General features: G+C 44.1%; 17 protein-coding genes and 3 pseudogenes. 5 read left to right on the plus strand and 15 right to left on the minus strand.

Features of this window, described 5'->3' with window-relative positions; genetic code table 11:
- Positions 1-146 precede the first annotated feature (146 nt).
- The gene (locus WMO75_RS12305) at positions 147-638 is read left to right on the plus strand and encodes a DUF2798 domain-containing protein (RefSeq protein ID WP_302700963.1); all 492 of its coding nucleotides are present in this window, start codon (positions 147-149) and stop codon (positions 636-638) included.
- A gap of 99 nt (positions 639-737) precedes the next feature.
- Here WMO75_RS12305 and WMO75_RS12310 read toward each other — a convergent pair whose 3' ends face one another.
- From WMO75_RS12310 to WMO75_RS12325, 4 genes and pseudogenes are all read right to left on the minus strand, one after another.
- Positions 738-1,115: a hypothetical protein gene (locus WMO75_RS12310; protein WP_349078110.1), complete on the minus strand. Its 378-nt coding sequence runs from the start codon at positions 1,113-1,115 to the stop codon at positions 738-740.
- A complete protein-coding gene (locus WMO75_RS12315; protein WP_118699167.1) occupies positions 1,102-1,893 on the minus strand; it encodes a ParA family protein in 792 nt (263 codons plus the stop codon). The genes WMO75_RS12310 and WMO75_RS12315 overlap by 14 nt, the downstream gene beginning before the upstream one ends.
- Before the next feature lie 242 nt (positions 1,894-2,135).
- A pseudogene (locus tag WMO75_RS12320) lies at positions 2,136-2,330 on the minus strand (cupin domain-containing protein); the annotation flags it as partial.
- A gap of 34 nt (positions 2,331-2,364) precedes the next feature.
- Positions 2,365-2,979, minus strand: coding sequence for an ATP-binding protein (locus tag WMO75_RS12325; RefSeq protein ID WP_022213857.1), 615 nt, complete (start codon positions 2,977-2,979; stop codon positions 2,365-2,367).
- 237 nt (positions 2,980-3,216) lie between these two features.
- Between WMO75_RS12325 and WMO75_RS12330 the strand changes: the two genes are divergently transcribed.
- Both WMO75_RS12330 and WMO75_RS12335 read left to right on the plus strand, forming a co-directional pair.
- A complete protein-coding gene (locus WMO75_RS12330) occupies positions 3,217-3,891 on the plus strand; it encodes a Crp/Fnr family transcriptional regulator (RefSeq protein WP_118699169.1) in 675 nt (224 codons plus the stop codon).
- A gap of 2 nt (positions 3,892-3,893) precedes the next feature.
- Entirely contained in the window at positions 3,894-5,081 is a 1,188-nt protein-coding gene (locus WMO75_RS12335) for a M20 family metallopeptidase (RefSeq protein ID WP_349078111.1), read from the plus strand.
- A gap of 62 nt (positions 5,082-5,143) precedes the next feature.
- On the opposite strand, the gene WMO75_RS12340 is transcribed toward WMO75_RS12335, so the two are convergent.
- Together WMO75_RS12340 and WMO75_RS12345 are read right to left on the minus strand one after the other, a co-directional pair.
- On the minus strand, positions 5,144-5,428 hold the full coding sequence (locus tag WMO75_RS12340; protein ID WP_227222766.1) for a transporter substrate-binding domain-containing protein: 285 nt from the start codon (positions 5,426-5,428) through the stop codon (positions 5,144-5,146).
- 57 nt (positions 5,429-5,485) lie between these two features.
- Positions 5,486-6,121, minus strand: a complete 636-nt coding sequence (locus tag WMO75_RS12345) for a Crp/Fnr family transcriptional regulator (protein ID WP_118699172.1) — start codon at positions 6,119-6,121, stop codon at positions 5,486-5,488.
- Between the two features lie 179 nt (positions 6,122-6,300).
- On the opposite strand from WMO75_RS12345, the gene WMO75_RS12350 reads away from it, so the two are divergent.
- The gene (locus WMO75_RS12350) at positions 6,301-8,091 is read left to right on the plus strand and encodes a flavin reductase (protein WP_022213847.1); all 1,791 of its coding nucleotides are present in this window, start codon (positions 6,301-6,303) and stop codon (positions 8,089-8,091) included.
- Positions 8,092-8,714: 623 nt separating this feature from the next.
- Here the strand turns inward: WMO75_RS12350 and phnX are convergent.
- From phnX to WMO75_RS12365, 3 genes and pseudogenes are all read right to left on the minus strand, one after another.
- Positions 8,715-9,317: a phosphonoacetaldehyde hydrolase gene (gene phnX, locus WMO75_RS12355; protein ID WP_349078112.1), complete on the minus strand. Its 603-nt coding sequence runs from the start codon at positions 9,315-9,317 to the stop codon at positions 8,715-8,717.
- A 21-nt stretch (positions 9,318-9,338) separates the two neighbouring features.
- Positions 9,339-10,428, minus strand: a pseudogene (locus WMO75_RS12360) (2-aminoethylphosphonate--pyruvate transaminase).
- A 28-nt stretch (positions 10,429-10,456) separates the two neighbouring features.
- On the minus strand, positions 10,457-11,323 hold the full coding sequence (locus WMO75_RS12365; protein WP_349078113.1) for an SIR2 family NAD-dependent protein deacylase: 867 nt from the start codon (positions 11,321-11,323) through the stop codon (positions 10,457-10,459).
- Between the two features lie 290 nt (positions 11,324-11,613).
- Here WMO75_RS12365 and WMO75_RS12370 point away from each other — a divergent pair, with 290 nt between their 5' ends.
- Positions 11,614-12,468 carry a transposase gene (locus tag WMO75_RS12370; RefSeq protein WP_349078114.1) on the plus strand — a complete coding sequence of 285 codons (855 nt, stop codon included), beginning with the start codon at positions 11,614-11,616 and terminating at the stop codon, positions 12,466-12,468.
- 137 nt (positions 12,469-12,605) lie between these two features.
- Here the strand turns inward: WMO75_RS12370 and WMO75_RS12375 are convergent, their stop codons facing one another.
- The 6 genes and pseudogenes from WMO75_RS12375 to WMO75_RS12400 all read right to left on the minus strand — a co-directional run.
- Positions 12,606-13,397 (minus strand): Ig-like domain-containing protein, encoded by a 792-nt coding sequence (locus tag WMO75_RS12375; RefSeq protein ID WP_022214195.1) that lies wholly within the window; start codon positions 13,395-13,397, stop codon positions 12,606-12,608.
- 121 nt (positions 13,398-13,518) lie between these two features.
- Positions 13,519-14,325, minus strand: a complete 807-nt coding sequence (locus tag WMO75_RS12380; RefSeq protein WP_118253560.1) for an alpha/beta hydrolase — start codon at positions 14,323-14,325, stop codon at positions 13,519-13,521.
- Positions 14,326-14,434: 109 nt separating this feature from the next.
- Positions 14,435-15,166, minus strand: a complete 732-nt coding sequence (locus WMO75_RS12385; RefSeq protein ID WP_299319531.1) for a class I SAM-dependent methyltransferase — start codon at positions 15,164-15,166, stop codon at positions 14,435-14,437.
- A gap of 55 nt (positions 15,167-15,221) precedes the next feature.
- The gene (locus WMO75_RS12390) at positions 15,222-15,743 is read right to left on the minus strand and encodes a cysteine hydrolase family protein (protein WP_022214192.1); all 522 of its coding nucleotides are present in this window, start codon (positions 15,741-15,743) and stop codon (positions 15,222-15,224) included.
- A gap of 34 nt (positions 15,744-15,777) precedes the next feature.
- On the minus strand, positions 15,778-16,278 hold the full coding sequence (locus WMO75_RS12395; RefSeq protein WP_349078115.1) for a nitroreductase family protein: 501 nt from the start codon (positions 16,276-16,278) through the stop codon (positions 15,778-15,780).
- 113 nt (positions 16,279-16,391) lie between these two features.
- Positions 16,392-16,858 (minus strand): annotated as a pseudogene (locus tag WMO75_RS12400) (transposase); the annotation flags it as partial.

Consider the following 16,858-nt stretch of genomic DNA (forward strand, 5'->3'; position numbering starts at 1 on the left):
TTCTCTTGCATTTCTTCTTCGTATATAGTATAATTCGCAACTGTCAATTGAATATGGTCTAATTGGAAACGCACATTCTCCCTGAATGATTAACGAACAACACATGCTCTTGTATCTTAATTTATTTATTCAAGGAGGATTTTTTTATGCCTAAAAACAAATTTCAAGAAGTAATTTTTACAATCATTATGGTATTTTTCATGGTTTACGCCATGATCTGTTATAATATCTCACTTAATATCGGTGGAATGTCCAACACTGTTTTTCTTTCCGCATTTCATGAGTTAGTCATCATGGGACCGATCGCATTCATTCTGGATTTCTTCATCGTATCCAAGCTTGCTTTTATGTGTGCTTCCCGTATGGTTGATTTCAGAAGCTGTCATCCGTTCAGCAAGATCCTTGCGATTTCTGTTCCATCCATTGCTTTTATGTGCCCGCTGATGAGTTTTGCTGCAACTCTTCTGTTCAAGAATGCAGGAAATCAGTTCGTTGCTGTATGGCTTCAGACAACTGCCATGAACTTCCCGATGGCTTTCTTCTGGCAGCTCATTTACGCAGGTCCGATCGTCCGTTTCATCTTCAGACATATCTTCCCGGAAAAAGAGGGCGCGCGCCAGACTGCATCTGAAATGTAATAAAATTCCAATAAAAAATCAGGTTTTCGCACAATGTTATCTGTCGTGTGGAAACCTGATTTCGTTTTATTTAGCTCTTTTCGATATCTTTACATGAGATTACAGAAGATAAACCGGAAGTTCTTCATTTACCTGAACAGAACCCTGTACTTCTTCCGGTGTTCTGTCCTTGACAAAAGCTTTCTGAAGTTCTTCTGAATTCTCTGGTGTGAGAACGGAAGTTTTTACGGATTTTTTGCGGGTTGTGGTTTTCTTTGGTGCTGCTTTCTTGGCTGTTGTGGCTTTTGCCTTTGTTGCTCTCGGTTTTCTGGCAGGAGTTTTTTTGGCTGCCGGTTCTTTAGCTTCTGCCTTTGGTGCTTCTTTGACTTCTGCCGGAGCTTTTGCTTCTTCTGCTGGTTTTACTGGTTCTGCTTTTGTTTCTGTGTTTTTGGCTTCTGCGTTTGCAGCACGCAGAATGCTGTCCTTACCTACTGACATAATCCATTACCTCCCTGGCTAATTCTGTATATTCCTTCGCGCTTCTGCTGGATTTCTTGTATTCTACAACCGGAATGCTGTTGTCCTGAGACCATTCAATGGTACTGTCAACGCGGATCAGGTTGTCAAATACATGAATATTGTCCAGCTGATGCAAAGTTTCCATGGTTTGTTTAAAATAATTCTTGCGAGTGTCGACTTTGGTCACTACGATACCCGCAACTTCGAGATCTGGTGCGATCTGCTTAACTTCGCCCAGAAATTCAAACATATTTGCAAGTCCGAACATTCCCCATGGGCTTGCCTCTACAGGAATGATTACCTTATCGGATGCACACAAAATGTTCATGACCCATCCGCCGAGGGTTGGCGGTGCATCGATGAGAATATAATCGTAAACGCCTGAATCCTTGATTTTCTGGATACATTTCTTCAGGATAAATTCTCGCTGCCATTTGGTAAAAAGTTCGTACTCGATGGAACTCATCAGCGTAGATGACGGAATCAGATCAAGACTTTCGTACGGTGTGTGTACGATGTAGTCTGTCAGGTCTTCCTGTTTACCAATTGCATGGTAGAGATTCTTCTCTCCCTGGGCGTGCTCCAGAACCCAGTCCTCTGGAAAAACTGCCAGTGAAAGATTCAGCTGCATGTCACCGTCAACCAGCAGAACTTTCTTTCCGGCGCGTGACATGGCTGCGCCGAGGTTTGAGCAGGTCGTGGATTTGCCGCTGCCGCCTTTGTTGTTGGTAAAACAGATAGTTATTGTCTTTGCCATGGGATTTTCCTCCCCTGTTTATCGTTTTGGGTATTTTTGTAAATTTATCTATGTCATATTATACGAAATTTCTTCAAAATTTTCAATGAGTTTGTCACTATTTATACCTTTTATCCAACATTTGTGCATGTCAGACCGTTTTTGTCACGCGGTAGTCGGGATAATGTTCTATCAGCTCTCATGAACAAGCCTTTGCAGAAAAAAAGCCGGCAGATTTGCGGTCTGCCGGTAAGTTGTGAATCTTATTTCTGTGGAAAAACTACGGTCAGGAGCATTTTGAATGCCTCTACTGCATATACTGCGTGTGGGATCTTGGCTGGCATTACGATTGCTTCGCCTGCTTTGCACTGGTATTTTACACCGCCTACGGTGAATTCGCCGACTCCTTCGAGGACAGTTACCATGGCATCACCTGTGGAATCGTGTGTGCCGATTTGTCCAATGTTCCTTCTTATTTTTATGAATAAAAAATCAGTCGAGGATCTTTCCATCCACGGAGATGGTGGTTACCTGCCATGGGATGAATTTGCCACTGTTCTGGAGGGCTTTTTTGGCTGCCATTTCCAGACCACCGCAGCATGGAACTTCCATGCGGACAATGGTTACGCTGGCGATATTGTTGTTTCGGATGATCTCTTCAAGTTTTTCACTGTAGTCTGCGGCATCCAGCTTCGGACAGCCTACCAGGACGATCCTGCCTTTGATAAAATCTTCGTGGAAGTTTGCGTAGGCGTAAGCGGTGCAGTCTGCCGCGATCAGGAGTTTCGCGCCGTCGAAATACGGTGCATTTGTCGGAACAAGTTTGATCTGTACCGGCCACTGCTGGAGCTGGGATTGTGATTTTGTAGCTTTTTTCTGGTTCGCGAGAACGGCTGCTTCGTCATACGCCGCTGCTTCTCTCTCCACAAATGTGATCGCGCCGGTCGGACATGCCGGGAGGCAGTCGCCCAGGCCGTCACAGTAGTCATCGCGAAGGAGTTTCGCCTTTCCGTCAACCATGCCAATCGCGCTCTCATGGCAAGCCGCCGCACACGCTCCGCATCCGTTGCATTTTTCTTCATCTATCTGAATGATCCTTCTGATCATAAAAAAATTCCTCCTCATTTTGTCTGTATCTCTGACTCGGTATCGCAGGTGTTCTCACCTGTTGAGTACAGGATACTGGAATGAGGGGGGAAATTCCGTGGTTATGACAACGGAATTAAAAATATCTACAACTTTTCTGCAGAACTCATGGATTAAAATGTTTTGCAGAATCATTCCTTGACCTGTTGCCAGAATATGCTTACAATTAAAACAAATAATTTTCAGGAGTGACTGTTTATGGATTTCTCTCTCATCTCCCAGACTTCTTTATTTCGCGGATATACGCCTTCCGAAACAGAGGAGCTCTTACGTAGGCTTCGGGCTTCTACCCGGAGGTTTGTTCGGGATTCGGCGGTTTATACTGCCGGGAAACCGGTGTCGAATATTGGGATCGTGCTGTCTGGTACTGCCCAGATCGAGAATAATGATATCTGGGGAAATACCAGTATCCTGGGGCTGGTCAAACCCGGAGAAGTTTTTGCCGAGGCTTATGCCTGTGTGCCTGGAGAGCCGATGATGGTGGACGTGATCGCCACGGAAGATACGGAAATTTTGTTTGTAAATGTCCCGGAAATCTTCCGTCTTGCCTCCAGCGGAAAGGGAAATTACACACGCCTGATCCAGAATCTTGTCATCATCAGTGCCCGCAAAAACCTCACTCTCTCCCGCCGTATCCTGCACACCTCATCCAAAAAGATCCGTGGAAGACTGCTCTCTTATCTCTCCTATCAGGCAGAACTTCAGGGCAGTAACCGCATCGAAATCCCACTCAATCGTCAGCAGCTTGCCGACTATCTGAGCCTCGACCGGAGTGCTCTTTCCAAGGAACTTAGCAGAATGAAAAGCGATGGCCTGATTGATTATCATAAGAATATTTTTACCTTGCATCATACTTTTACGAAAGGATTTTGACTATGAATTTTAAAGATATGGCAGAACAAAATGAGACCTGGATCATTGAACAGCGCCGCTATTTTCATGCACATCCAGAGCTTTCTTTTGAAGAAAAAAATACGACTCAGGCGATTGGAAAACGCCTGGAAGAAATGGGTCTTATACCACATTTTTACCCGGATTACAACGGTCTCTGGGCAATGATCGAGGGTGGAAAAAGTACACCTGACAGTAAGACGGTCGCGCTCCGTGCAGATATCGATGCCCTTCCCATCGAAGAACACACAGGCCTGTCTTTCTGCAGCCAGAATCCAGGTGTCATGCATGCCTGCGGACATGACTGCCATATCGCAATGCTCCTTGGCGGAATCCGCATGCTGACGTCCCGGAAAAAGCACTTAAAAGGCAATGTAAAGATCATTTTTCAGGCTGCTGAGGAGTCCTGCCACGGTGCAGAATACTATGTAAAACACGGTTTTCTGGATGATGTGGATGCCATTTACGGGACACATATCTGGGGCGATCTCGATGCGCCTTATATGAATTTTGAGACTGGTCCGCGCATGGCAAGCTGCGATAATTTCCGCATTGAAGTAGAAGGAATTTCTGCTCACGGCTCTACTCCACATCAGGGGGTTGATGCGATCCTGACTGCGGCTCATATCATCACAGAGATCCAGGCTATCGTCTCCCGCATGAACGACCCACTGAATCCGCTTGTCGTCACCGTCGGCAAGATCACCGGCGGCCAGCGTTTTAACATCCTCGCTGACAAAGTTATTATGAAGGGAACCACCCGCACCCACTCCCCGGAAATGCGTAAAAAAACAGAGCCTCTGCTCCGCAAGATCGTCGAAAACACAGCCGATTCTATGGGAGCAAAGGCCACTCTTACCTTTGAATATTTTCCAGCTCCGCTCATCAATGAACACGAAGATCTCGTCCAGATCGCAAGAAACGCCGCCACCAAAATGTACGGTCCGGACGCTCTGAAACCCTTTCCGAAGATGATGATCAGCGAAGATTTCGCCTACTTTATGGAGAAAGTTCCCGCCGTTTTCGGTCTCGTCGGAAGCCAGAATAAAGAACTTGGTTTCACCGCAAAAAACCACAACGACCACTACACTGTGGATGAATCCGTCCTCAAACGCGGAGCCGCAATGTACGCACAGTTCGCGTATGATTTTCTGGAAGAAAAATCAAAATAAGTGTCTACATGATCCGCAGACATGCCAGACTATCTTTTTCGCATCGGAAAATATGCTGCGTGCTAGATCCGATGCCCAGAATCTAAAATAATCGATGACTCTGGCATCGGAAATAGGTTATATTCATAAACGGGCTCATACCCCATCCGATGACAAGCTTCCTGTGCAAGATCCGCATCAATTCCTACCAGATTGCCATTTTCATCAAAGTAATTATATGGCTTATATTCATCACAGCCTATCATGAGATCTGTACGCTCATCCGACGCCAGAATACTCTGTGCAATCCCGGTCAGCAGGACAGGTCCAAGAAACAGCGGGCACAGTTTTTTAATAAAATTTTTCATTTCTTTCCTACTCATTTAATATACTGTTTTCAGTATACTCTTCCTCTTCTGCCTGTGTCAAATCATATGGATCTGCTTTCCGTTTTTCTCTATGATCCCCTCGGCTTCGAGGTTCTTAAGTTCTCTCGTCATGGCACTGCGGTCGACACTTAAATACTGTGCCAGTGCGGTATAGGACATAGGAAGTGTGAGGTCTTTGCTGTGTTTTTCTGCGGAAAGTGTATTGAGATAGGTTATCAGTTTCTTACGTGTACTGGATCTGGAAAGCATGTAGATCCGCTCATTCTGCTGTCGGGACTGGATTGCAGTAAGCTGCAACAGATTGCTGACCATCTGGCTGTGATGGTGGCATGCCTGGTCGCAGCGTCTGATCACATGCTCGTAGTCGATAAACATGATCCTGGTCTCCTGCGCCGCACGGACATAATAATGCTGTGAATCCGTCGGAAGCAGAAACGGCTCACCAAAAACGGCATCTTTATTGAGTTCATCGATCATGTACTCATTTCCCTCGGTGTCACAGCAGTAAAGTATCGCCCTGCCATAGAGGATCAGACCGATCTTTTTCATGGAGTTTGAATATTCCATGATGGTTTCTCCGTTTCGGAACGTCATTTCCCTTGCATGAAAACAGACACGCATTCTTTCCTGTTCTTCGGGCAGAATATCTGTAAAAAGTGTGATGTGCTCCATTTTTCCCCTCATCTCTTTCCATTGTTTTTCCATTATTATAACATAATTTTTCTCAATTAAGAGCATTTTTGTGACTTTTGCAACAGAATTCTCTTCTGTATTCTGTTATACTTTTAACAAAGTCAAGGATACAAAAAACGTTTTACATAAAACTCATAACAAATTGGAGGGTACGAAATATGAAGATCACAGATACTATCAGATACGCAGGTGTAAATGACCATCAGGTTGACCTTTTTGAAGGACAGTATAAGGTTCCGAACGGAATGTCCTACAACTCTTACGTGATCCTGGATGACAAGATCGCGGTTATGGATACCGTAGATGCCAACTTCACACATGAATGGCTCGACAATATCCAGCAGATCCTCGACGGACGCAGACCGGATTACCTGATCGTTCAGCATATGGAACCGGACCATGCAGCAAACGTGGCAAACTTCCTCAAAGTTTATCCGGACACCACAGTTGTTTCCAACAAAAAAGCATTCAACATGATCCAGAACTTCTTTGATCTCGACCTCGAGGGACGCAAGATCGAAGTAGAAAACGGCGGTACACTTTCTCTTGGATTCCATCAGCTTACTTTTGTCTTTGCTCCGATGGTACACTGGCCGGAAGTTATGGTGACTTATGACAGCACAGAAAAAGTTCTGTTTTCCGCAGACGGTTTCGGCAAATTCGGTGCGCTCGATGTAGAGGAGCCATGGGATGACGAAGCAAGACGTTACTTCATCGGTATCGTAGGAAAATACGGAAAACAGGTTCAGGCGCTTCTCAAAGTTGCCGCAACACTTGATATCCAGAAGATCTGTCCGCTTCATGGTCCTGTACTCACTGAAGATCTTGGCCATTATATCGGACTCTATGACACCTGGTCCTCCTACACACCGGAGACAGACGGAATCGTGATCGCCTATACTTCCGTATATGGTCACACCAGAGACGCTGTATATCTCCTTGCAGAAAAACTCAAATCCAAAGGATGTCCGCGGGTTCTCGTCTATGACCTTGCAAGAGACGATATGTCCCAGGCTCTCAGCGACGCTTTCCGTTATTCCAAACTGGTCCTTGCAACCACCACTTACAATGCGAGCATCTATCCGTTCATGAATGACTTTATCACCAGACTGGTAGAGCATAATTTCCAGAACCGCACGGTAGGAATCATCGAAAACGGCTCCTGGGCTCCTCTGGCAGCCAAAGTCATGAAAGAAATGATGGCTCCGTGCAAAAAGATCGACTGGTTAAAGAACAACGTCCACATCTGGTCCGCTGTAAAAGAAGAAAACAGAAAAGAGATCGAGGCAATGACCGATGAACTCTGCAAAGAATATATCGCCAAGAACGATACTCTCGCAAACAAAAATGATATGTCTGCACTTTTCCGTATCGGATACGGTCTCTATGTTGTGACTTCCAACGATGGAAAACGTGACAACGGACTGATCGTAAACACTGTTACCCAGCTGACCGATAACCCGTACCGTGTAGCAGTCAACATCAACAAAGCCAACTACTCTCACCATGTGATCCAGCAGACTGGTGTCCTGAATGTAAACTGCCTGTCCGTCGAAGCACCGTTCTCTGTTTTCGAAAGATTCGGTTTCCAGTCCGGCAGAACTGCTGACAAATTCGCAGGCCAGAAAGTCAACCGTTCCGGCAACGGACTTGTATTCCTGGACAAATACATCAACGCATTCATGTCCCTCAAGGTAGAGCAATATGTTGACCTCGGAACCCATGGCATGTTCATCTGCAGTGTCACCGAAGCCCGTGTCATGAGCGACCAGGAGACCATGACCTACACCTACTACCAGAACAACGTCAAACCAAAACCGCAGACCGAAGGAAAGAAAGGCTTTGTCTGCAAAGTCTGCGGCTACATCTACGAAGGCGACGAACTCCCGGAAGACATCATCTGCCCGCTGTGCAAACACGGTGCTGTAGATTTCGAGCCGATCCAGTAAAAAACCTCCAATTCAGATCATTGTGATCTGCTAAACCATTCAATCCATAAATAAAACCGCTGCCAGAAACAGATAGGAACATCTGCCTGGCGGCGGTTTTGCTTTATTTTGCTATCCTTTAATGACCTTGGAAAAAGTAATGGCAAATTAGACCATCCAAATTTCAGGCTATAAATGACTAGCAAACAGATAAGTACAAATAAAGTCCACCAAAATCTCGGAATTAATTGGCTTAAACTATAGCAAATACATAACAAGTCAATAAAATTACTCTAAACTGGTTGGTTCAAATTATAGTAAGTTCATATCAAGCCAATAAAACTCTTGAAATCGGGGCTGCTGCCGCAAAAATGATCTCTCATCTTTGCAGCAACAACCCCTTTATGTGAATGAATATTCGAAAATAAGTATGAAGGCATTATTATAAAAATAGATTTATGATCATCAATTCTATGACTCCCACTCCTGCCATAACCATGGAAACAGCCGTTTTGCATTTCAGCTGATCTTTCATTTCTGTCAGGCCAAACATTCCATTCGCCACCATGTACTGACAGAAACTGCTTCCGGAATGGAGTTCCGCTGACAATATCCCGGAAGATGTTTTATAGGATAGGAAAATCTCACAATAATTTCGTCAGTTCCTTCATATTCAGGATCACTTCATCCGCGCCTGCATCGATGAATTTTTCTTTCACGGACTGGATCTTTAATGCTTCCATATTTCTGAAGATCATATATGGGTACGGACGTCCCACATTTCCTGTGGAATCCGGGCTGAACCATGCATCCGGCTCGTATCCGTTTTCCTTTGCTTTGGCGGTCACGATCGCCATCATCTTGTCGGTATAACCGGTTGTGGAACCGATCTTGATATCTTTCTTTCTCAGTTCCTCTATCGTTTCCAGAACATATGGCTTTACTTCTGCAAACTGATCGAGGATTCCCAGAAGTTTCTCCTCAAACAGAGAGTAAAGTTTTTCTACGTCATCTTCTGTCCAGTCAGCTCCGTATTTTTCTTTCCAAAGACCGAAAATCCTCTTCATCTGGAGCATGGTGCGGATATGGTCACGCTTCAGCATTCCCATCGGTTTTCTTACTTCTTCCATGGTCGGCTCGATTCCGAAATGACAGAACACTTCTACAAATGCCTGCACCGGTGCAAAGCATCCATAGTCTACAGTTGTGCCTGCCCAGTCAAAAATTACTGCTTTATATGTACTCATTTTGCTTTTCCTCACTTATTTTTATCTGTTCTGTTCCAGAAACTCTTTGATAAGTTCTGAAACTTTCAGGATGTCTTCTTTGTAGATTTCTCCGATGTTTCCGATCCGGAAAGTGTCTGCCTCTGTTACTTTTCCAGAGTAGATCGCATAGCCGCGTTCTTTGATATACTGATACATATCTGCAAAGGAAAAGCTTGCATTTTCCGGATAGAAGAAGGTTGTGATGATCGGTCCCTGATGCTCCTCGTCGATGTATGGACGGATGCCAAGTTCCTTCATTTTCTCGATCAGAAGACGGTTATTTTCCACATATCTCTGATGTCTTGCAGGGATTCCTCCCTCTGCTTCCATCTCCTTTAATGCCTGATAAAATGCAAGAACTACATGTGTCGGAGAAGTAAATCTCCATTTGCCATCCTTGTTCATAGTCTCCCACTGGTCATAGAGGTCAAGAGAAAGGCTTCTTGCTTTGCCTTTGGATTCGATCAGTTTCTGTTTGTTTGCAATGATGAAGGAAAATCCCGGTACGCCCTGGATGCATTTGTTTGCACTGCTGATGATAAAGTCGATTCCCCATTCTCCGACCGGGATATCCACACCACCGAAACTGCTCATTGCATCTACGATCATAGTACGTCCATTTTCTTTGACTACTTTTGCGACAGACTCAATATCATTCAGGATTCCAGAGGTTGTCTCACTGTGGACCATGGATACATGTGTGATGGCAGGATCGTTCTTCAGGATCTCATTTACCTTGCCTGCATCCGGCACTCTGTCGTATTTTTCATGGTAGATCGTATAGTCGATCCCGGCATGTTTTACGATATCCTCCATACGTTCTCCGTATGCTCCCTTTGCACAGATCAGGAGTTTCTCGTCTGCTCCGATCACGCTGGTAAGTACAGATTCCACACCAAAAGTACCGCTTCCCTGCATCAGAATGGCAGTGTATTCATCCTCAGATACATGTGCAAGTTCCAGCAGTTTTTTTCTGATCTCCTGAGTGATACTTTGTAATCATCATCCCAGGTGCAGTGGTCAAACAGCATTTCTTTACCGTATCGGTAGTTGTCAGTGGTCCAGGTGTCAGTAATTTATAATTTTTCATGATGGTTTTTTCCTCTTTTCAGTTATTTTTAAATCCTCTCCAGCACTTCTCCTATATCAGAATTGATGCAGATCGCCTGGCTTCGGATCTCGTTTGGGCATTCGGCCTGGCCGTAGTTCAGGCAGGCGTAGGTGTTCTGATGGTTCTTAAGTGTCATCTGCCAGAAACTATACTTGATGATCCCTGGTGTGTTATACCCGACCCCTAATTCCAGATAAAGTGTCTTTAATCCGTCGCGTGTACGAAGGAAATTGGAGTACCGCTCTGCTGCCTGATGCCAGCCTTCGTCCTGCACAAAGGTATTGTCAGCCCGAAGATTCATCGTCATCGGCTTTCCACAGTACGGGCAGTGTGGGACGAGTTCTGTTGGAACCCTCATATCTTTCTGCTGCTGTACCATCTCACAGACGAGCTCTTCATTATCATAAGTTTCCTGACAGCACGGCTCGCTGCACTGAAAAAGTCCATAGTCCCCCTGTGTATAAAACAGTCGTTTCTTATCAAATCCTGCCTTCTGGAAACAGTGATCTACATTCGTTGTCAGCACAAAATAGTCCTTGTCCCGCACCAGTTCCAGCAGCTTCTCATACACCGGTTTCGGTGCATCCATGTAACGGTTGATATAGATATAACGGCTCCAGTACGCCCAGTATTCTTCCAGCGTCTCATACGGATAAAAACCGCCGGAATACATATCCGAGAAATCATATTTCGCCGCAAAATCTGAGAAATGTGCCCGGAATCTTTCTCCTGCATACGTAAATCCTGCCGATGTCGATAGTCCCGCATCGGCACCGATCACAACTGCATCAGCCTCCTCAAGCGCTGTCCGAAGTCGCCCGATCTCCTTCTCATAATGTTCCTCTGTCATTCTGTTCCTGGTCTTTGAAAACATCGCAGACACCTCTCTTATCTATTTATTTCGTAAAAAAACAGCCTGTATCATCAGACTGTTTTTATTTTTTCTATATTCTATAAATGAGCAAGTTCGTGATTTTGCATAAAAGAAAGACACCTTAAATCTGATTATGTTGTATAATGAAAGTGACGAAACAAACATTTGCAACATTCACAAGAAAGAAGGTGCCTCTCGCAAATACTATACATCATTCGTCATTCATATACAACCAGTTTAAGAAATTAAATTTATGCAAATTCTATTCGAACCGGGTCATAAATCATCTTATGAGTATCCTGATCAGCATTTTTATCTCAGGATACCATGGAAAAACCACGGATTTTGCTAAAAACAGCTCCTGCCACAGAACTACGATTGCTCATTTCCTTAATTCCGGGAAATGGGATGATTCATTACTTTCAGATGCATTAAAACAGCCTGTCATTGAGATTATTTATTCAGAAGCTGCACGTACCGGAAATCCTGTTTTCTGCATTGTGGATGATACGATAGCTTCAAAGACTAAGCCTTTGTCACGGGCATTACATCCAATTGAAGATGCGTACTTTCACCAGTCCCATTTAAAGAAAAAACAGGATTATGGACATCAGGCAGTTGCTGTCATGCTTTCCTGCAATGGCATTGTCCTGAATTATGCTTTTGTAATGTACAATAAATCAATTTCTAAAATTGACATTGTCCAAAACATCGCAAAGGAACTGCCTGTTCCACCAGTAATGTCTTATTTCCTTTGTGACTGTTGGTATGTTTCTGAAAAAATAATCAATACCTTTGCACAAAAAGGGTTCCATACCATTGGTGCTTTGAAAACAAACCGTCTGCTGTATCCATCAGAAATGAAAAAGAAACTCAGTGAACTGGCTGCCGAATTGTCCACCACACATAATGGATTTGACCTTGTGACAGTCAATAAACGAAAATATTATGTGTACCGATATAAGGGAAACCTCAACGGCATAGAAAATGCGGTAGTTCTTTTAAGTTATCCTGAAAAAGCATTTGGCAATCCCAAAGCACTACGTGCATTCATCAGTACAAATGTAGATTTATCTACACAGGAAATCCTAAGAATAAGTATAACTCTCTCTTATTGGAATTGTCAATTTTTAGCAGTTGCTTAAGTGAAATGGTTTATGAAACAGGATGTGAAATCATTTACAAAAAATTTAAATTTTTACAAAAAATACTTCAGGTATTCTTCTGCTTTGGCAGATCGGAATACCTGAAGTATAAATGAAATTTGTATTTTGTTTTGTGGTTACTTATTATTTGCCTTCATTTTATAGGTTTTGTGGTTTTTAAAATACGTATTATAGTATCTTATATATGCAGCTTTGGATACTCTCTTTGCACTGCTGTCTGTCCTGCCATAGTAATAGGAATCTCCTCTGCTGTGCGCTTCTCTTGCATGATATTTTAATACCAGCTTCTTAGCGGACATTCCATACATATTTGCCCATGTTCCACCTATGAAGTTTGTCCAGCCATCTGCATACAGACATTTATATTTGGATACGTAGGAAATTGTAGGTGGAGACATACTGATTCCTTTCGCACCATAGCTTCCAGCCAGAACTACCTTGCTGCCGGAAATTGTATAAACATTGTAGCTTGTTGTTCCACCTCCTGAAGAAGTGGTAATCATCTCCGGTGCACCTGTCTTATCCACATTCAGAATATAATACCATCTGATATCTTTATGATGAGATGCCAGATATTTGTAATAGATCTGATTGTAATCTGGAGTGACTGTTACGTTGCATTTATAATTTTTCTTTCCAACTTTCGCTGTGATCGTTGCCTTTCCTGTCCTCCGTGCGGTAACTTTTCCACCTGAAGACACAGATGCAATGCGAGTGTTGCTGCTCTTCCATGTTGGTTTCTGCTTTGTTCCCTGTAACTTTAATGTGTAGTTCTTTCCTGTAGCAAGGGTAACTGATGTCTTGTTCAGTTTCACTGCTGCTGCCTGAATTTTTGTCGGTATAAACGCAGTCTGGAACATCACTATGCACATCAGACATACCAATATTCTTTTTAAGGTCTTTTTCATGCGTACCCTCCTCTTAATATGATACCTTCATTATATGATACACAAAGCTGTAAAATCACTTTATGTTCAGGAAGAGAATTCATTACTGTTCTCTCTGTAACGAGAATTCTCTTTTATCTGTTCAGATCCTGTGATCCATCCATGCGATTACATCTGCAATGACTTCGTCACGGCAGTATTCGTTGAGGATCTCGTGGAAAAGTCCTCCGTATATCTTCATCTGGCGGTCTTTGGATGCTGCTGTTGCGAAGAAATCCATGGTATCCTGAACACTTACCAGGCCGTCTTTTTCGCCGTGCATCATAAGAACCGGATATGCAAAGTCTTTCATCTTGTCAGCAAACCAGTCCAGACCGTCGCAGATGCTGTAGCAGAGTCCTGTTGTAAAAGTGCTGGTGTTGTATGGATCTTTGCCGTACCAGTCTACGACTTCCCTGACTGAGCACACCCCTGAGCCCAGTTCATTCGGCAGTTTCGTATGTGGATCCAGATTTCGGTCTACGGATGTGATCAGTTTGCCGTTGTCCTTAACCAGTGCACCGCTGGTGATGATACCGCGGAGTTTTTTGTCCGGATATTTGGCTCCGTAGAGAGAAACGGTGTAGCCGCCCATGCTGTGACCGAGGAGAAATACCGGGATATCCGGATTTTCTTTGATGGCAAGGTCTACGAATACATTGGTGTCGTCGAGGATTTCGTTAAAATCGCTGTAATAGGTTCTCTCGCCCTCGGATCTGCCGTGGCCTCTGTGGTCGAAGCGATACGTGCTGATCCCTGCCTGATGAAGTTTCTCCGCAAAGTAATCATAACGTCCCTGGTGCTCGCAAAGACCGTGAACAATGACGATCGCAGCTCTGGCATCCTCGACCAGTTCCCTGTTGAAGAATAATTTTGTTGCGTCAAAAGATTCAACAAATACTTCCTGCATAGCAAAAACCTCCCTGTTTTTTTTATAAATCCAGTATAGCGGTTTTGTCTGATAAAAGCTACTGGTTATTGGAAGTTTGGTAATAATTTTTGTAGCTTTACGTCACCGTTTACAGGGTATAGCAGTCGTAGCGGATGGCTTTGCCGTTGAGGGTATAGGAAGGTTTCCTTCCGGCGAGGAATTCACTCTTCAGAGGGCGTTTGACGATGATCTTGTCCGGGGCGGCTTTGATTGCGGCATCGAAGAGGTCTGTTTCTTCGGAGCACGGCGGTTCCAGTTTCTGGATAAGCTGGAGTTTCTTGTTGATAAGGCTGGATTTCTGTCTTGCCGGGAACATGGGATCGAGATAGATCACGTCTACCGGGTCCAACAGTTTGGACATGCATTCTACGCTGTCGCCCTCGACAAGTTTCATCCGGGCGGCGATATCCTTTAACACTGGATGTTTCTTCGCACGACGCAGTGCATCCTTCAGAAGTATGGCAACTACAGGATTCTGCTCATACAAAGTCACTTCATATCCCTGCGCTGCCAGAAGAAAAGCATCCTCTCCCATACCGGCAGTTGCATCGATAGCCCTGCGCCCTTCTTTCTCCGATTTGGCGGCGCGGACCAGCATTTCGTGCTGAAGCCGTCCATTCGTGACGCGGTGGAGCATATTCTCAAAATCCCCCTGATAAGTCAGTCCATATCCTGTCAGGGAAACACCCTTCGAATCAAACAGTACTGTCAGTTCCTTCCCCGGCTTATCCGCGATCACACTCCCCGTCCGCCGAGCAAAAGACTCCGCCTGATCCCTCTGCCCGCCTTTTTGTATGCATACTACTATTTTGTCGTTCATGTTGGTTGTTCTCTTTCTATCTGTTATGAAAACTCATAATTCTAATCTGGTAGTTTTATCTGACAATATCTATCTGGCACATTTCCATAGCCTTCAGTGCATTCTCGTGGCTTTCCGGGGTCACTCCTGCACAGCATGAAGCATCTACTGTGATCGGCACTTCCGGAAGAGCTGCTTTCGCCAGAAGTGCATTGGAGATCACGCAGATATCTGTGCAGAGACCAACAAATGTAATACTTCCTATCTCATCATCAATGTTCATTGCCACCAGATCAGCTGCCAGATCTGTAGAGCCAAAGGTTTCCTTATCAATCGGTTCTGTTTTTCGCAAATCGTCCAATTCTCTTCTGATCTGCCAGCCTTCTGTATCCCGGATGCAGTGTGGTATCGGAAGCTTCTTTCCTTCCTGGGTATCCAGGTACCATGTTTCATGGGTATCTCGTGTAAAAAGAACTGTTCCTTTGAAATTTCGAATCTTCTCTTCTACTTTGGGAACGATTGTGACAGCCTCTTTTGTTCCAAGAGCGCCATCGATAAAATCATTCTGCATGTCTACTACAACTAAAATATCCTGCATGAATTTCCTCCTTCTCTTTTATCCGTGTTATTTTTTATTGTTCGATGAAGTGTATTCTTTCCGGCGCAAATCGATTCTGCTGAGGTCTTGTTTCTGCCGGATAGCCCAGTGCAAACATGGAAAATACTTTTACATTTTCTGAAAGATCCAGCAGTCTGTGTACTTCTTCCATGCGGTCTTCCACCGGTGCAATGCCAAACCATACGCCTCCAAGCCCCTGGGCATCTGTTTCCAGCCAGATATTCTGCTGCGCGATCGCCATGTCGATCTGTACAAAAGATGGTGCTATAAGCCCTTCTGTATGATACACAGGGACGATAACTACAGGCGCTCCTGCTGCACAGCCGGTATATGGTGTTACTTTAGACAGTTTCTGGATCTTTTCTTTATCCGTAACCACATAAAATTCCCATGGCTGCTGATTACAAGCACTCGGTGCCTGCATTCCCGCTCTCAGAATCTCCATGATCTTTTCCTTTTCTACTGGTCTGTCTTCATATTTTCTTACACTGATCCTGTGAAAAATACTGTTCATAATTTACGCTCCCTTGCTCATTATTTAAGATAGACTCATTATACCACAGGGCAAAAAAATAAGACACAGCTTAATGCTGTGTCTCAGACTGTAGACAAACTTGGTGTTGGGGATTATGCCCAGCACCATTTTTCTTTTAAAACTTCTTTTCTTTTTATTTTTTTCAAAATCAACAAAAATCTGACTGTATTCCAGCCTCGTTTTCCAAAATCCTTGCCAGTTTTTTCAGATTCATGCATGCGAAAGTAAGCCCGGCTTTCATTTCCATCCGCGCCTTTCCTACATACTGCGTATATCGAAATCCATGTTGTTCTTTCGCTGTACCGAATATCCTCTCTATGGTTTCTTTTCTTAACTGATAGATCTGTCTGTTTCCTATCGTGTGCCGAATGTCTTCTGCCACTTCCATATATTCTTCCCATACATGACGTGTGATCAGTTTTATATGATCCTTGCTTTCTGTGCATTTTGAAAGATATTGGCATTCAGCACAATGTTCACCGCAGCTTTTATACTCTTTATATCCACTTCTGTTTGTTGTACTGTATGGCAATATATGTGCTCCCGGACATATATAACA

The organism is Blautia intestinihominis (assembly GCF_040096655.1).
In the GTDB taxonomy this organism is placed as follows: Bacteria; Bacillota; Clostridia; order Lachnospirales; family Lachnospiraceae; genus Blautia_A; species Blautia_A intestinihominis.

Bases quoted from the DNA above. Each gene is read 5' to 3' on its own strand.
- WMO75_RS12305 (WP_302700963.1), top strand. From the start codon at position 147: ATGCCTAAAAACAAATTTCAAGAAGTAATTTTTACAATCATTATGGTA.
- WMO75_RS12310 (WP_349078110.1), bottom strand. From the start codon at position 1,115: ATGTCAGTAGGTAAGGACAGCATTCTGCGTGCTGCAAACGCAGAAGCC.
- WMO75_RS12315 (WP_118699167.1), bottom strand. From the start codon at position 1,893: ATGGCAAAGACAATAACTATCTGTTTTACCAACAACAAAGGCGGCAGC.
- WMO75_RS12325 (WP_022213857.1), bottom strand. From the start codon at position 2,979: ATGATCAGAAGGATCATTCAGATAGATGAAGAAAAATGCAACGGATGC.
- WMO75_RS12330 (WP_118699169.1), top strand. From the start codon at position 3,217: ATGGATTTCTCTCTCATCTCCCAGACTTCTTTATTTCGCGGATATACG.
- WMO75_RS12335 (WP_349078111.1), top strand. From the start codon at position 3,894: ATGAATTTTAAAGATATGGCAGAACAAAATGAGACCTGGATCATTGAA.
- WMO75_RS12340 (WP_227222766.1), bottom strand. From the start codon at position 5,428: ATGAAAAATTTTATTAAAAAACTGTGCCCGCTGTTTCTTGGACCTGTC.
- WMO75_RS12345 (WP_118699172.1), bottom strand. From the start codon at position 6,121: ATGGAGCACATCACACTTTTTACAGATATTCTGCCCGAAGAACAGGAA.
- WMO75_RS12350 (WP_022213847.1), top strand. From the start codon at position 6,301: ATGAAGATCACAGATACTATCAGATACGCAGGTGTAAATGACCATCAG.
- phnX (WP_349078112.1), bottom strand. From the start codon at position 9,317: ATGAGTACATATAAAGCAGTAATTTTTGACTGGGCAGGCACAACTGTA.
- WMO75_RS12365 (WP_349078113.1), bottom strand. From the start codon at position 11,323: ATGTTTTCAAAGACCAGGAACAGAATGACAGAGGAACATTATGAGAAG.
- WMO75_RS12370 (WP_349078114.1), top strand. From the start codon at position 11,614: ATGAGTATCCTGATCAGCATTTTTATCTCAGGATACCATGGAAAAACC.
- WMO75_RS12375 (WP_022214195.1), bottom strand. From the start codon at position 13,397: ATGAAAAAGACCTTAAAAAGAATATTGGTATGTCTGATGTGCATAGTG.
- WMO75_RS12380 (WP_118253560.1), bottom strand. From the start codon at position 14,325: ATGCAGGAAGTATTTGTTGAATCTTTTGACGCAACAAAATTATTCTTC.
- WMO75_RS12385 (WP_299319531.1), bottom strand. From the start codon at position 15,166: ATGAACGACAAAATAGTAGTATGCATACAAAAAGGCGGGCAGAGGGAT.
- WMO75_RS12390 (WP_022214192.1), bottom strand. From the start codon at position 15,743: ATGCAGGATATTTTAGTTGTAGTAGACATGCAGAATGATTTTATCGAT.
- WMO75_RS12395 (WP_349078115.1), bottom strand. From the start codon at position 16,278: ATGAACAGTATTTTTCACAGGATCAGTGTAAGAAAATATGAAGACAGA.